Origin of the sequence: Treponema bryantii NK4A124 (genome assembly GCF_000421345.1) — a bacterium.
Taxonomy (GTDB): Bacteria; Spirochaetota; Spirochaetia; order Treponematales; family Treponemataceae; genus Treponema_D; species Treponema_D bryantii_B.
On the sequence record NZ_ATWV01000016.1, the window covers coordinates 18,986 to 35,730 of the forward strand.

Here is a 16,745-nt window from a genome sequence, read left to right on the forward strand (position 1 = left end):
AAAAGGGGGCACATGCAAGACATTTTTATTTTTGCGTTACTTAGGATTGTGGTGTAAAATATTAACTATGGCAGACATAAACAATATTCCATGGAAATATCTTGATGATTTCAGGGGCACAGACTTTAAAGGCGAATGGCCAACATTCCCGGAGCTTGTGCGTATTCAGGCAAAACGTAACGGCGAAAGGCCTTGTTTTGTAGCTTTTGATGGTCCGGGTGATTCTAAGCGCAGCCTCACTTATAACGAAGTTCTGGCAAACGTAGAAGCCCTGACAAACTGGCTCACTGCAAATGGCCTTAAAAAAGGTGATCGTGTTGCCGTAATGGGTAAAAACTCACCGGAATGGGCTACAGTCTACCTTGCAGCACTTTTTGCAAGCGGAATTGTAGTTCCTGTTGATAACGGCCTGCATGAGCCGGAAGTTGTAAATATTGTAAACACAGCTCAGCCGGATTTTGTTTTCTGCGATGATGAAAAGGCAGAAATATATACAAAGAACTTTCCAAAACTCAAAGTTTACTCTATAAATCCGGAAGCAGGAGACCGCTTTATTTATAACCTTAAAGCGGAGCCTGTAGCAGAAGATAAAAAGAACGAACCATGCAACGAATATGATACTGCCGCAATTCTTTTTACCTCTGGAACAACAGGAAAACCAAAGGGTGTAATGCTTTCTCACAGAAACCTTATGTCTGACGGTTTTATTGCCCAGCGCCATTTTAACCACTACAACACAGATGTTTTCTATGCTCTGCTTCCAATTCACCATGCTTACACAATGCAGGCGGCCTTCATCAATCCGCTGATGACTGGTGCCAGCATAGTATTTGGTAAGAGCATGGCTGTTTCCAAGCTGCTTCGAGAGCTTAAAGAAGGAAAAATCACCGTTATGCTGGGTGTTCCTCTTCTATATAATAAGCTGCTTTCTGGCATCCGCAAGGGAATTAAGGCAAAGGGGCCGGTTGTAGCAGGTCTCCTTGGATTTATCAGCTGGCTTTCTTTTATAATCAAAAAGATTTTCAAGATAAATCCTGGAAAACGCTTTTTTAAGCCTGTTCTCGAGCAGGCAAGTATTTACACCCTGCGTGTTGCAATTTCCGGTGGTGGTCCACTTGCTGCCAGCGTCTGCCGACAGTACAACTCTATGGGTATTGATTTTATACAGGGCTATGGTCTTACAGAAACCTCTCCTATTATTGCCCTGAATCCGGTTGAGCACTTTAAGATTGAAAGTGTCGGCCGCGCCTTTACCCCTTACGAGGAAGTAAAAATCCTGAATCCGGAAAAGGTAATTACAAAGAATGGAATAGAGGAAGTTGGTGAAATTGCCGTAAAGGGGCCTATGGTAATGCAGGGCTACTACAACATGCCCGAAGAAACCAAGGCTATGTTTACAGAAGACGGCTTCCTTAAAACAGGTGACCTTGGAAGTATTGATAAAGAAGGCTACATTAAGCTTTGCGGTCGTGCAAAGAATCTTATTGTTACCAGCGGCGGTAAAAATGTTTACCCGGAAGAAATTGAAGACGCCTTCCAGCTTTACGATGAAATTCAGCAGGTTACTGTCCGCGGATATTATTCTGATGAGGATAAAACTTCTGAAGAAATTGAAGCGCTTATTTATCCAAGTGATGAATTATACAAGACCCTTGGAGTTGAGCGAAATAACGAGTTTGTTCAGGATGAAGTTCGCGATGCCGTACAGAAGATTGTAAGTAAGGTAAACAAGAATTTCCAGGCTTATTCACAGATTTCGAAAGTCACCCTGCTCAAGGAGCCGCTCGAAATGACTACTTCGCAGAAAGTTAAACGAAATTTTGTGGCTAAGACCTACTAATAAATAACGGTGGTTTCGATACGCCGCTTCGCGGCACTCAACCACCGTATGCACAGAACGTCCGGTGGTTGAGTAGGCCGAAGGCCATATCGAAACCACCGTGGCAATCCACTATCTAACATACCCTCTGATTTCTTCACAAATCTTCTTCAACTCTTCCGGCTTACGCTGGTAAACTGCCAGATAGAGGTCTGGCTGGGCGCCGCCGGCACATGAAGCTGCCCAGAAGCGTACGTCGTCTGCCTGGCGGTCGTATGCCTGGGCCCGGTAGTGAACTGGCGCGAGACAAGACTTATCAGAAAATTCAGTCTGTGTATCTTCTGTAAAAAGTTCTGCAATATAGCGTTTACAGTTTGAATTATCAGAAAGCAGCATTGCAGAAACTGCAGGAGCCAGCAGACCAAAATTATCGGCATTTACATCCGGCGGAAATAAATAAGATTCATAGTTTTTAATTACATTATACGGAATCTTTCTGTGCTCGCTGAGCAGGGTAAAGAAGGAACCAAGCTGGCCGTCTTCTGCAAAATATAAAAGGTCATTTCCACGGCCGTTATACCAGGAAGGATGAGTAAAACCTTCTTTTGGCCAGCCTTTAAGCATATCCAGAACAGAACGCAGGGTAAGGTCTTTGCTGTTAAGCTTTACATCAAGCAGGCTTTCCAGATTTTCGGCCTTGCGAAACTCTTCAATCAGTTTTTGATAGGCTTTAAGTCCGCCTTCTGCGAGTACAATTGCACCCACTAAATCAATTAAAATCCGGTCTTCTGCTCCGTTACAGAAAAACGGGCTGAACACCTTATTCTTAGCTGTTTTAAGATAATTTAAATATGAAGTGAAGCTTGCAGGAACTTCAACATTTGCTTCTTTGAGTACTTTTGTATAAAAAGCCAGTTCGCAATGATCAAGCAGAATCGGAATGCACTTTTTATCCTTGTCTCTTAAAGATCTTGGAATAGCTTCGAATATTCTGCCTGGAATTTCTTCTGCGGAATCAGCAAGTGTGTCTGTAATTTCACCCTTCCAGGTAAAAAGCATATCGTATTTTTGCTTCACTATAGATGTATCAAAAGCCCCTTCAGAAATAACATCAAAATTTAAGATAATATCTTCTTCCTGAGGTATTTTTTCCCTGATCATATTGCAAAGCTCCTCGGAAAGTCCGTAAAAGGCAATGCGTACGGTTCGGTCGGTTATACGTTTTTTGTAGGTACGTATACCAATAATGCTTCCGGTAATTACAAGAAGGCCGCAGATTACTGCAATAATAATCAGCATGTTCTTTTTAGAGATTTTTATTCTGGATATAAAAGATGCCTTCGAGTTTTTCTTTGATTTTTTTGATGTTTTCTTTGAATTCTTCATAATCAGATTATCGGAATGAAGGTTATGTTTATTAAAAAAACTTACGACAATATAATTATGAAGATTTTTGATTATGCTAAAGCATTTTTTGTTGATAAAGGGGCTCGTGCGGCCGCTAAAAAAACTCTTTCGCTTTTACTGCTGGTTTTCTGCTTGTGTTGTGTAAAGCTTTGTGCAGAAGACACCTCGCCGGCCGAGGCTCAGGTTATGCGCGAAAAATTTGTAGCAGAGTCTAAAAAATGCGTGGGCTCACCTTATGTGCTTGGAGCTGTTGGTCCGGATAAATTTGACTGTTCAGGACTTGTATATTATTGTGCCCGCGAATCTATTCAAAAGCAGCTTCCCCGTACGGCAAAGGCTCTTTACAATTACTGCCGTATTGTACCAGATAAGGATAAGGAAGTAGGCGACCTTTTATTTTTTAAGACCAATAATACAGCTCCAATTACTCATGTTGGTATTTATATAGGAAATAATCAGTTTATTTCGGCTATAAGCGATGGTCCTAATACTGGAGTTATTATCTCTTCTCTTAAACAGGATTACTGGCGGCCAAAATATGTTGCCTGCGGTCAGTTTATAAAATCAGGTAAACATGGAGGGGCTGGAGCTTCTGATGATTTTGATGAAGAAGATTTTATTGATGATGATAATCCTAAAACTGCAGGATGTTCGGGCGGGGCTCGTTCGGGTGGCAGCAATGTAAACTTTAAAGGCAGCAGTTTTTATAATCCGGATGCAGAAGGCTTGAATGTTCTTGCTGCAGATGCCGCTTTATTCTGCAACTGGTCTCTTATTTCTCCAAATTCTTTTATGTTCCAGTGGCGGGGTCTTGAGTTTCAGACAAATGTTCGTTATACAAAATGGTTTCTGGAACCGGGCTTAGGCTTTGGCTTCAGATTTAATTATGGACTTGGAGTTTTCCAGATACCGGTTTATTTTTCAGCAACTGTTAATGACTATTTCAGATTTTATGCAGGACCGGTTATTACCTTTGGAAATGCAAATATGATGGTAACCGGCGAAGAAGTAAAGGCTTCTGTTTTTCCTGGTGTAATAGGAGTTTCTCTTTCTACTCCATCACTTAACATTGGAAAAGTAAAGGGACAGGTTGTTCAGGATATAAGTTATACAGTCTTTAACAGTCCTGACAATTCTGCACTGTCATTTACTAATTCAATTTCTGCCGGTCTGGTATTTTTTACAGGCATAAGGGTAACCTTAAATCCCGGCAGCTTGTTTAAATAGTTGAATATGATGAACTCTGTTGCATGGTGGTTTCGATACGCCCTTCGGGCACTCAACCACCGGTGGTTGAGTAGACGCTTTAGCGTCGTATCGAAACCACTTTTTTTACTATTAATACTTACTCTCCTGACTTCCTGCACTACGGAAGTAACTCTTACTCTGAAGGCAGACGATTCTCTTGCTATCCGTTTTGAAGGCGGGGCAAGAGAGGCCTTTACAAAAATGATTTCCAGCGCGTCTGGCCTGGCAGGAGATTCTCTTGTTGATCCTGATTCTGTTTCTTTTGAGCTTGCAAAGGCAGGTTTTGCAGATGTAAAGGTCGAAGAGAAAGCCGGAGCTGCTGTTACTATCAGTATGAGCGACAAAGCAAAGAGCTCTTATATTTTTTCTTCAGGAATACTAAAGGCAGAAAAAGGAAAGCTTAAGGCTGCCATAACACGTAAAAGTCTGGAAGATTTCTATAATAATGCAGATGAACAGACCCGCATGACACTGGATTTGTTTCTGGCTCCAGTTTTTAATAATGAAAACATGAGCGAAGAAGAATATCTGGAAATGCTGGGGTCTTTTTACGGGGAAGCTGCAGCGAAAGAAGTAAGCCAGAGTCTTGTAAAAATCAATTTGATTTCAAAAGACGGCAGTAAAGAGACGTTGACATATCCGCTGACACAAGTATTCTGCGGTAATTTCTAAAACAAGTTAGCGATAACGTATTATTTTCAACTACAAGCATAGACATTTATTCAATTAATTTTTCTGAAAATCAGTATAACGTTATGTTATGAAAGAGTCAGAAATTTTTATTAATCAGCTTGGTTACAGGCCACATGATAAGAAAAACCTTGTTGTAAGCAAAGAGGCAAAGGGGGAAGCTAAAGAGTTTTCTGTATGCCAGAAAGCAGACGGCAAGGTTGTTTTTTCTGCTTCACTTTATGAAGCTGCCGAAGACCCTCAGTCTGGCAGCGGGTATTTTACCGGCAACTTTTCTGCAGTAAAAGCTGAAGGCGACTATTATGTCAGCGTGGGAGCGGGCAGAAGTTTTGATTTTAAGATTTCTGATAAAGTTTATGATGAAGTTACTCTTTCTACTCTAAAATATTTTACAGATTCCCGCTGCGGTCAGGGCCTTTGCCATACAGGTACTGCCGAGGTTTATGGAACTGGCGAAAAAAAAGATGTTCAGGGCGGCTGGCACGATGCCGGTGATTATGGCCGCTATATTGTTGCCGGTACAAAAGCTGTTATGGATCTGTTGCTGGCTTATAAAAAATGCCCGGAAAAGGCGGCATCTTTTAATCTTCTTAGTGAAGTAAGATTTGAACTTGAATGGATGCTTCAAATGCAGAGGGATGATGGCGCGGTTTATCATAAAATCTCCTGCTATCACTTTTGTCCTTTTATAATGCCGCAGGAAGAAAAAGACCAGCTTGTTCTTGCACCGGTTTCTACAGCCGCTACGGCAGATTTTGCGGGGTGTCTTGCTTATGCTTCTGGCTTTTACAAGGCAGAAGGTCCGGAACACGACGAAGCTTTTGCTAAGAAACTTCTTGATGCAGCCCTTAAAGCTCAGACCTATCTTTTTTCTCATGATGATGAGCTTTATATAAATCCTCCTGAAATTACTACAGGCGGTTATGGCGACCGCGATGTACGCGATGAGCGTTACTTTGCCCTCTGTTCTCTTTTTGCCGCTACAGGTGAAGAAAATTATCTTAATCAGGCATTGAAAATCCGCGAAGACAAAAAAAAGGACAACACTGATCCAAAACATCCATGGAATTGCGGCTGGCAGGAAGGCTTTGGCTGGCCTTTTGTTACCGGCTACGGAACAGAATGTCTTCTCGAAGTTGCAGATCAGCTGCCGGAAGAACTTCTTGCAGAAATAAGCAGCGGGATAATCAGCCAGGCAGAAAAGTATCTTACCCTGAGTAATGGGTCTGTCTTTAAATACTGCTCAAAATTTGTAATGTGGGGAAGTAACGGAGCAATCTGCGACCTTGCTCATGTTATGCTCATGGCATATGACCTTACAGGCCGCGAAGATTTTAAGGATGCGGCTAAGGCTCAGATTGATTATATCTTTGGTTGTAATCCGCTTAATTACTGCTATGTAACCGGGGCCGGTACAAAGCAGGTTCTTAATCCCCATCACAGACCAAGCGGGGCAAGCGGAAAGGTTTATCCTGGAATGCTTAGCGGAGGCCCTTGTTCGGCCTTACTGGACGCTTATGCAAAAGAGCATCTTACCGGCCGCCCGCCGCTCAAATGCTTTGCAGATGCCCAGCCAAGTTATTCAACAAATGAAGTAGCCATTTACTGGAATTCTGCTCTTGTTTACGTGCTTTTCCGTGTTATATAATATCCCCCATTAAAGGAGCGGGATATTATAAATATGCAGAAAAGAAAGTTAAAGATATGTAAAAAAATTAGTGCACTTGTAATTATTCTTTTACTGTGCGCAGAAGTTTTTGCTCACGGCGGAATGTTTTCGGGTGAAAAAAGACTTCGTGTCTTAAAAACACAGTGGTTTGATATTATTTATCCGGAACGATGCCAGGTAAGTGCCACAATTTTATATGAAAAGGCAGATGATATTTATGATGAAGTTACCGCGCAATACGGGCTTAGACCTGCCTTCAGAATGCCCCTTATAATTACTCCTGCAGTAGATCAGTTTAATGCCTTCTGGACGGCAGTGCCCTATAATCATATTGCAATTTACGATACCGGAACTTCCGGGGCAAGTGAACTTGCTGTATTCTCAGAAACCCTGCTTTCTACTTTCCGCCATGAGCTTACCCATGCAGTTACTTTTAATATGAAAAACGGATTCTGGCGGGTAATGGGAAAGGTTTTTGGAGATGAATTTGCTCCGGGAATGCTTGCTGTAACAACAGGAATGGCAGAAGGTGCAACCGTAGTAAGTGAAAGTACTTCCGGCGAAGGAAGATTAAATGATGAATATGCTAAGCATTATGTAAAACAGGCAAAAATTGAGGGACAGTTTCCATCATATCATGATGTTTCAGGTGCTTCCGATGTGTCACCTGGAGGGGCACCCTATTATTTTAACGGGGCCTTTCACGACTGGCTGCAGAAAAAATATGGAATGGAAGCCTATGTTGAGTTCTGGTATAGGGTTGTAAATGGAAAAAACATAACCATAACCGGGGCTTTTAAAAAGTCTTTTGGTGTAAAACTAAAAAAAGCCTGGAAGGCCTTTGCAGAAGATTATGAAGTTCCTGAACTTGCGGCAAATCCGGTAAAGAGTGGGGAAGTTCAGGACTTTTTTCAGCCGGAATTAAAGGATTATTCAGAATTAAATAAGGCGGGTTCCCTGTATGGCAGCTTAAATGCCGGAGGAAACAGACTTATATGGACGGATCGCTTTGGAGGCCGGGTATTTTTACAGGAAGGGGAAGCTAAAGCCCGTGAAATCTTTTCTATTAGGGGGCTTACAGGTGCCCGCCTTTCCAGCGACGGACGTTTTATAGCGGCCTCTTATCTTAGCGATGGGGCCGCAACAATAAAAGGTCGTGTGAAAATATACGACATAGAGCGCCATTCCTTTTATACGGTAAAAGATGAAGGCTTAAAAGAAGCGGCTCTTCTGGCTGCCGAGGAAGGCTATTACCTTATAGCTCAGAAATATTTTGATCAGAAATATTCTATTGTAATTTATAAATTAGAGCTGAAGGAAGCTGGCAGTTCTATAAGAGCCTGCCAGCTGATAAAAGAAATTACCTTTAATCCGGAAACTAACCCCTACGCTTTTACACCTTTGAGCGACGGCACATTTGCCTGGCTTAAAAAAGAGGGCCTTAATTACAGCCTTTGCATAAGCGGCGTGGACGGAAGTCTGCTTAATGAATTTGTTTTTCCACAGGGAATGGTAGTGCATTCACTTTCTTCTGGCCCGGAGAATGACTTTTACTTCAGCTATGCACGGCAGGGAACTTTACCAAGGGCCGGCCGTCTGCAGACAGACCAGGCAGACACAGACTCTTCTGCCCTACTTTATCTGGGCAGCTTCGACATTTCCGGCGGTATTTTTGAACCTGTCTGGTGGAAAGGGAAAATCGTTTATACCGGTGAATTCTATCGCCAGAACAGACTTTTGATTTTAAAAGATGATGAATATTTTACAGACAGGTCTTTGTCTTTAGCTTCAGGCGGCGAGGGGGAATCACTTTCTGACTTGCAGAATATTTCAGGTCTTTCAAAAGCTTATAATCCTTTTCCATATATTATACATGGAATTCTGATTCCCATTGGAAGTTATAGTCCAGACTTTATAGGGCCAAGGGCTTCTGATACAGCAGATATCTTGTCTTACAGACTTGGAGCAAGTTATATAACAGCTTCGCCATGGACAAGCGGGGCAGGCGAACTTTTTGTTCTTACTTCCGGCTGGGATTTCAAAACCGATACAGCAGGCCTTTCCCTGCAGTTTAATAAAGGTACGGATACTTCTCTTTTTCAGACCCAGACAGAAGTTAAGTCTGAGTTTGATGCAAGGGGCTGGAAGCAGGGAGGCGGCTCCTTTACTGCTTCTTCAAGTATTGGTATTGGGAATAATTCAAAAATAACGCTTTCTAATAAGGCAACGGCGCTTTTTGGAATTGAGAAAGAATATTTTTATTCTTTGCAGGATGTTGTATCTTTAACATATTCAAATGCCAGAAAAGCAGGCCCCGGCCGTTATGAAAACCGTGGACTTGCACTTTCAGTAAGTTATGGAAGAAGAATAGATGAAAGTTTAAGCGGACCTGCAACTACTTATGTAGATATTTCTGTACTTTCTGCTGCAGGCAGGCTGTATATTCCTCATCTTCTTCCATTTGAATCACAATATAGTTTCACTTATAATTTTCCTCTTACATTAAGTGTAAGAGTTTTACCATCTTCTTCAAATTATGCTTTTGCAAATGTTGATAAAGATACACTTGGCCGTGCAGTTTTTGATGCTTCAGTAGAAACCATAGTCTTTTCAGCGGATTTCCAGAGAGCACTTCCGGGAATTACGGCAGTTTACCTTAATGATTTATATATGTCGGCTGGTTATGCTGCGAGCGGAACAGCCGGCTCGGCAAACTATGGCGGCTTTCAGACTTCAAAGATTGCAGAATACTTTAAGGCAGTTGGAGATGGCAGGGGGTATTATCTGGATTCTGTATATATAAAAGCAGGAGCTGAATTAACACCAAATATTGGAGTTTTTTCAAATTCTAACTATAAAATGAATGTTTATTCTGTATACAGCATAACAATTAATACAGATAAAGAGCTAAAGGCGGCCGAAAGAATCCGCCTAACCCTTGGCTTAGATATGAATTTTTAGATCCTCGGGTCAAGCCCGAGGATGACATCATACTTTAATCTGGCCCAGTACTTCGCCAATAGGTTCATGTATAACCAGAGTAGCCATGCTGTCCTGCGGAGTGCTGGATTTATTTAATAAAATAAGATTTTCGCCATGGAAATAATCTACAAGTCCGGCTGCAGGGTAAACGGTCAGAGATGTACCGCCAATAATCAGGGTATCTGCAGCCTTAATAGCCTTAACTGCTCCTTCAATTATGCGCTGGTCAAGTCCTTCTTCGTATAAAACTACATCCGGTTTTACAAGACCACCGCATTTTTTGCAGTGAGGCAGTTTATCAGGGGAGTTTTCGCTTTCAATAATGATTTTTTCATCATAAAATTCGTGACAGTCCAGACAGTAATTACGTAAAGTGCTGCCGTGGAGTTCAAAAACATTTTTGCTGCCGGCCATCTGGTGTAAGCCATCAATATTCTGGGTTACAACTGCAAGAAGTTTGCCCGCCTGCTCGAGTTCTGCCAGCTTGTAGTGGGCTGCATTTGGTTTAATGCCCTGAGGCAGCAGCTTTGCCCTGTAAAAACGGTAAAACTCCGGAGTATTCTGATAAAAAAAGGTGCGGCTTATAATCTGTTCAGGCGGATACTTCCACTGCTGATTGTAAAGTCCGTCTACACTGCGAAAATCAGGTATACCGGATTCTGTAGAAACACCCGCACCACCGAAAAAAACAATTTTTTTGCTTTTATTAACAATTTGTTGTAAAATTGCTATATTTGATGCACTCATTTTTGCTCTCCTTATAAAAGTTTAAATATATTATAACTCAACTTTTTCTAATTAAACAATGCCATTCGACCGATAATATAATGAGGGATTTTAAATTAAAGGATTTTTTTTCGAAAAACAGAGGTGTTTAATGATTAAACTGAAAAAAAGTTTTTTTATTTCCATTCTAACCATTCTCACGGCAACATCGCTTTTTGCTCACGGTAAAGGTGATATAGAAGATATTGCTGTTGAGAATATGAACAGCTGGCAGGAACAGTTTGATCTGGACAGCCGCAAGCCGGGAAAATACAACATTATGATTACTGCGCGCGACCTGGGTGGAAATGTCCATATTGAAGGTCCTCACAACCTTTATCTTGATCCAAAGTCAGACCTTCCTATCTGTGGTATTACAAACCCATATCCAAATATGCGTGTTGTAGGTAACCTTAATATTGTAGGTACCTGTGTTGATGATGATGGTGTTTCAAGGGTAGACCTCGTCCTTGATGAAGGCACCGATATCGAAAAGCATGTAACTGCAGAAGGAAAAGAATTCTGGTCATATTATCTCGACACAAACGACCTGGAAGAAGGTCCTCATACAATTAAAGTAATTGGTTACGATATAAATGATGAGCCTCGTGTAAGTAACCCTTATACGCTCACCTGGCAGCTGGACCGTAAACAGCCGGTAACAGAAGTTCAGGACAAGGCTATGGGTATTCTTGTTTCTGGTAACGTTAAATTTGACGGTATAGTTTCCGACGGAAACGGAATTAAAGAGCTTTATTATTCAACAGATAATGGAGAAAACTTTATTCCTCTTAAATTCGGCGGAAATAAAAATAAGGCTCTCTGTGACTTTACAGTTACAGTTGATACAAAGAAATTTGATGATGGACCTGCCGTTCTCTGGTTTAAGGCTATAGATATGGCAGGCTCTGTGGGAATGTATTCATTCCTTTATTTTATTGATAATACAAAACCGGATGTAGGAATTGTTTATCCGGCAGCAGACCAGGTAATGGACGGTATTTTTACAGTTGCCGGTTATGCAAAAGATACAATAGGTGTAACAGAGCTTTCATGGACCTTTGGAACACAGTCAGGAGAGTTTGAACTTGTTCCAGGTAACCCATACTGGGCTGTAAATGTAGATACTCTTTCCAGCAAAGATAAAGCCACAAAGTTTACGATTCACGCAAAAGACCGGGCTGGTAACGTTGTAGATGTAACTCAGAGTATTAACCTTAATCAGGAAAATGATAAGCCTGTAGTTACAATTTCGGAACCGGTTGACGGCCAGAATTTTGGTGATGAAGATCCTCTTTTTGTTCGCGGTATTGCAACAGACCCTGATGGAGTAAAAGAAGTACGTATTATTTTGGATGGAAATGAACCGATTGTACAGGAAACAAAGGGTGTATTCTACTATCATCTTTGTACTGCAGCAGATCTTTCGGCAGGAAATCATAAGGTAACCGTTACAGCAGTAGATGTAAATGGTGTAGCAGGAAATCCTGTTTCAATTAATATCGTATCCCGTGGAATTGCTCCGGTCTTTGAAAATCCAAAGATTGTCAGTGGTAAAGACGGCGAAGACTTTGTAAACGGTATGGAAATCCATCCGGAAAGCGGAAAAAGCTTCTCGGTTGATATTTCTTCCGGCGTTGGTATTGTAAAGGTAAATTCTGAAGTAACCTGGGGTAATGACGGTAGAGCAGAAACTTCGGTAGATCTTAAAAATTCAACTTCTTATACTTATACTCTGCCTGTTCTGCCTGATTCAGCAAAGGGTGTAATGAACCTTACTGTTACTGCAGAAGATGTTATAGGCCGTGTTTCAACATATAAAGCTCTTTATTATGTAACTAATACAACTATAGTAAAATCTGAAGAACCTCAGATTGTATTTGACGACAGTACAGTTGGAGAAGACGGCTCAATAATCAGTAATATGGAATTCCCTGTTACCGGTTACTTAATAGGTGCAAATGCTTCTTCTGTAGAACTTGTTCCGGCTACAAAATTTGCCAGAGCAGAGCTTCAGGGAAATCTTATAAAGCTTATTCCTCAGGAAGCTGTAGGAAGCTCAGAGCCTGTTGTTGTCAGAATCAAAACTGATAAGGGCAAGACTGTTGAATCGCGTCAGTTACGCTTCCGTGCAGATACAGCACTGCCTCAGATTTCTATAAATGATTATTCAGAAAATAAAGCAATAAACGGTCTGGAAGGGCCGGTAACTGTAAGCGGTAATGTAAGCTGCGAAACTGGTGTCGGTGGACTTAAGTATCGTGTTATGTCTGCAAAGGTCGATATTGCAAAGGGAATTATTGGAACTGTAACAGCCCCTTCTGCAAATGATGATTTTACAAAAGTTGATGTTGCTAAAGACGGTTCTTTCAGCTTCTCATTCAACGCAGACAGCTATGGCTATGGTCTTCATATTATTGAACTTATTGCCGAAAGTGCAGGTGGAAATCAGCTTGCTAAAGGAATTGCAGTTAAAAATATTCCGGAGGTAGAAGAGCAGGGCGGAAAAATGCCGGCTCCAAAAGCTCCTGCAGTTTACTGGGCAGACGGTTTTGATGTTTATGCCCTTGCTGTTTATCAGGGCGAAATGACAAATGACTACCAGGCCTTCTATCGTTCAGATATGATTGAAGGAAATAATCCTTTAGGCTTTGCTTCTTCAACTGTTGAAAATAAACTTGTAGCTGCTAAGTATACTGCTGTTAAAAAGCCTTCGCTTTCTGCCCATATTGTTCAGATTAATGATGCAGAATATTTCAGCGGAATGCCTGTAGTTCTTGCTTACAACTCAAAAGATACTGCAACAATCCGTCTCTATATTGATACAGGTGCTGCAGTTAATTCTGTAAACTTTGAAGTTACCGGAGAGGAAATTGCCGGTGGTCTTGTAAGTCAGAAGGGAGCTGCTAAACTTACAAAACCAACTCCAGATAATCCTATGCGCTGGATTGCAGAAATTCCTGTTTCAAATCTTCCTTCCCGCGTAAACAAGATCAGCGCTACAATTAAAGCCGGAGCGCTTGAACAGACAGTAAGCGGTTCCTTTACAGTTATCCGACAGGACGAGGAATACCTTATTAATGATAAGGAAGGCATTTATCCAATGCCTGCTGCAGAAACTGTTTATGACGAAGTAGATAATAATTACGTTTTGAGCAATGGTTCAAAATTCTACTATTATGTAAATTACAATGCTCCTTTTAAGGTAGAGCTTGTTTCTAATACTCAGGGACTTATTGTAGACACAAACGGAAAGCTTATTACTCTTTCTGCAGAAAAAGACGGTGTTTACAAAAATGTTGTGGTAAGGGTGACAGACCGCTTTGGTGATGTTCACACTTCATCTCCTTTGAGCTTTATTGCAAACAATAACCTGCCGGAAATTAATTTTGTTACTCCGGAATTGTTCCAGTGGGTAGGAAATACCTTTAAGCTTTCGGGAACAGCTGCTCATCCTCTTGGAATCAGAGCGGTAGAATACTCTCTTGATAACGGAGAGACTTGGGAAAGCTTTGATCTTAGTAAGAATAACAATAGAGTTGGTGTAACCTTCTCTAAAGATGTAAATATTTCTGAGCTGCCGGATGGCCTTATCAGAATTAATATGCGTGCCCGCGACACATCTGGTCATGAAGCATACGTGTATACATCTGCTTATAAAGATGTAACACCTCCAGAGGTACGAGTAATTGAACCTCAGGAAGTAGATGTTGTAAACGGTGATAACCTGATTGTATTTGAAGTTAAGGATAATGCCCTGCTTGCAAAAGCAGAGTATATTGCTCCTCCAGAAAAGGGCCGCTCACAGGTTCGTCTGCCAATAGACTTGAATCCTCTTATTTACACTCATATTGGTACACCGGAAGCACCTATCAGCGATGCAATGTCATTTGCCTTTACTGATGATGCAGGTAACGTAACTCCAATTGAGTCATGGGCATTCAGTATTGATAATGAATCAGACCTGCCTCGTGCAGAAATCCACGTTCCGGAAGATATGCAGGTAATTACCCGCGACTTTACAATTTCGGGCGTTGTTTATGATGATGATGGTGAATCTTCTATCTTCTATAAGATTGATAACGGAGAATACAAACAGGTTTCTACAAAAGAAGTATTCAAGCAGACCAGCCCTGATGCAGAATATAAATTAAATACAAGCTTCTCTATTGATGTACCGCTTGCAACAATGACAGATAACGAGCATACAGTTACTGTATACGCAGTAGATATCAACGGAGTAAAGGGTCCAGAGGTAGAAAGAACCTACCGTATCTCTCTTGAAGAGCCTAAGGGTGCTGTAGAAAAACCTACTATTGATACTTCAGTACGTAAGATTGTAACAATTTCTGGTTGGGCAAGCGATAAGAACGGTATTGCAAATGTAAAGGTTTCTCTTGATAACGGTAACTCTTACAACGAGGCTGTTGGTACAGAGAACTGGAGCTACACTGTAGATACCCGCGCAATTCCTGGTGGAACTCAGGTAGTCTTCCTTAAGGTAACAGATAATTATGGAATTCAGGGTCTCTATTCCAGCCTTATCAATATTGATAACGATGCTCCAGAACTGAATCTTGAACTTCCTCTTGATGATTCAACTACAACAGGACAGCTATTCTTCTCCGGTTATACATTTGATAATGTTGAAGTTACAGAACTTTATCTTACAATCCGTAACCTTGAAAAAGGTTCAAAGCCGGATGTTCGACCGTTCAAGATTGACCGTATCATTGGTGAAACAATTGATATGCGCGATTTGCCGGACGGCTTCTATAACGTAGAACTTACCGGAAAAGATAAGGCCGGAAACATTACAAATGTCAGCCGTAATATTCACCTTGAAAAGAATATTGAACCTGCTACCGTAGATATTCTTTATCCGCTTGAAGGAGAGCATAAGAATGGTGTATTCACAGTTTACGGACAGGCAGAATCAGAAAATGAAATTACTCTTCTGAATCTTTATGTTGATGATAAGCTGGTCGATGAAACAACTCTTACAAGCAGTGGCTTCTTTAAGTTTGATCTTGGACCAGATAAGATTGAAGAAGGCGTTCACACTTACCGTGTAGATACAGTTCTTTCAACAGGAAAGGTTGTAAGATCCCGAAACCAGACAATTACCTATAGTCCAGTTGGACCATGGATTACAATTGAAAACTTTACTTACGGAGACTTTGCTATCAATCGTCCTTATATCAGAGGTCAGGCTGGTTATTCCATCAGCGAAGATGAATTGCTCTTCTCAAGAACTAAGGAAGCAACTGCAGAACAGAAAGCTGCAACTGCCGCTAAGAAGGTTGCAAAAATTGAGATAAGTTTTGATAACGGTAAGACATTCACAGAACTTTCTAAAAATGAGAAGTGGATGTACCGTATTGAAAATCAGGATATTGCAGAAGGTTATCACTTCTTCCTTATTCGTGCCACAATGAAGAATGGAGAAACTGCTATTACAAGAACAATCATTCAGGTTGATAATACACCACCTTCAATCCGTTTGATTGCACCTGTAAATGGTGGTCGTTATAACCAGGTACTTAATGCTTCCGGACTTTCAAACGATGATGTAGAGCTTGAGGACGTAACAGTAACTCTGCGTAAGGGTGATAAATCTGCATATGAGATTCCATCCTTCATTCAGGGTCTCTATGTAGACTTCCGCTTCTGGGGTGCAAGCTTGTTTGCAGTAGGTGCCGGACTTACCTTCTTTGATGATGTTGTAAAAGTACAGGCTTCTTACGGACAGTTTACACAGCAGCAGCGCGACGCAGTATCAGACCTGTTTAAGGTTGACCTTACAGAAATGCGTTACGGAGGAAATATCTTTAGCCTTAAGATTCTGGCAAATGTTGCTTCCCTGCCGTTCAGTTTCTTCCTGGGACATGACTGGGACTGGCTCTATGCACAGTTTGCCGTAGGTGCAGAGTTTGCCCTCTTCTCTCAAACTAACAGTGGAAAGGCTCAGATTCTTTCTTCACTGCTGGCTCAGATAGAATTCCCTAAGGTTAAGCTTCAGAATGTAAAGATGTTCAGTTCATTCGCTATGTATACTGAAGGTTCTTTGTGGTTTATTCCTACGGACGTTTCTGGAGCAGATATTAAGAGTATTATTCCTCAGATTGCCCTTGGATTCAGAGCAAATATCTTCTAGGCAAAGGA

General features: G+C 41.3%; 8 protein-coding genes. 6 read left to right on the forward strand and 2 right to left on the reverse strand.

Annotated elements, in window-relative coordinates:
- Nucleotides 1-67 precede the first annotated feature (67 nt).
- Complete coding sequence (locus tag G626_RS0113360) at nucleotides 68-1,840, forward strand: AMP-dependent synthetase/ligase (protein ID WP_022933294.1); 1,773 nt, start codon at nucleotides 68-70, stop codon at nucleotides 1,838-1,840.
- A 111-nt stretch (nucleotides 1,841-1,951) separates the two neighbouring features.
- Here G626_RS0113360 and G626_RS0113365 read toward each other — a convergent pair whose 3' ends face one another.
- Complete coding sequence (locus G626_RS0113365) at nucleotides 1,952-3,205, reverse strand: hypothetical protein (RefSeq protein ID WP_033421889.1); 1,254 nt, start codon at nucleotides 3,203-3,205, stop codon at nucleotides 1,952-1,954.
- 24 nt (nucleotides 3,206-3,229) lie between these two features.
- On the opposite strand from G626_RS0113365, the gene G626_RS17710 reads away from it, so the two are divergent.
- From G626_RS17710 to G626_RS0113390, 4 genes are all read left to right on the forward strand, one after another.
- Nucleotides 3,230-4,453: a C40 family peptidase gene (locus G626_RS17710; protein ID WP_196800498.1), complete on the forward strand. Its 1,224-nt coding sequence runs from the start codon at nucleotides 3,230-3,232 to the stop codon at nucleotides 4,451-4,453.
- A gap of 66 nt (nucleotides 4,454-4,519) precedes the next feature.
- Nucleotides 4,520-5,146, forward strand: coding sequence for a hypothetical protein (locus G626_RS0113380; protein ID WP_156003352.1), 627 nt, complete (start codon nucleotides 4,520-4,522; stop codon nucleotides 5,144-5,146).
- An 88-nt stretch (nucleotides 5,147-5,234) separates the two neighbouring features.
- A complete protein-coding gene (locus G626_RS16770; RefSeq protein WP_022933299.1) occupies nucleotides 5,235-6,812 on the forward strand; it encodes a glycoside hydrolase family 9 protein in 1,578 nt (525 codons plus the stop codon).
- A gap of 33 nt (nucleotides 6,813-6,845) precedes the next feature.
- The gene (locus G626_RS0113390) at nucleotides 6,846-9,794 is read left to right on the forward strand and encodes a hypothetical protein (protein WP_022933300.1); all 2,949 of its coding nucleotides are present in this window, start codon (nucleotides 6,846-6,848) and stop codon (nucleotides 9,792-9,794) included.
- 27 nt (nucleotides 9,795-9,821) lie between these two features.
- On the opposite strand, the gene G626_RS0113395 is transcribed toward G626_RS0113390, so the two are convergent.
- The gene (locus G626_RS0113395; RefSeq protein ID WP_022933301.1) at nucleotides 9,822-10,562 is read right to left on the reverse strand and encodes an NAD-dependent protein deacylase; all 741 of its coding nucleotides are present in this window, start codon (nucleotides 10,560-10,562) and stop codon (nucleotides 9,822-9,824) included.
- Nucleotides 10,563-10,692: 130 nt separating this feature from the next.
- Here G626_RS0113395 and G626_RS17715 point away from each other — a divergent pair, with 130 nt between their 5' ends.
- The gene (locus G626_RS17715) at nucleotides 10,693-16,737 is read left to right on the forward strand and encodes an Ig-like domain-containing protein (RefSeq protein ID WP_022933302.1); all 6,045 of its coding nucleotides are present in this window, start codon (nucleotides 10,693-10,695) and stop codon (nucleotides 16,735-16,737) included.
- Nucleotides 16,738-16,745 lie beyond the last annotated feature (8 nt).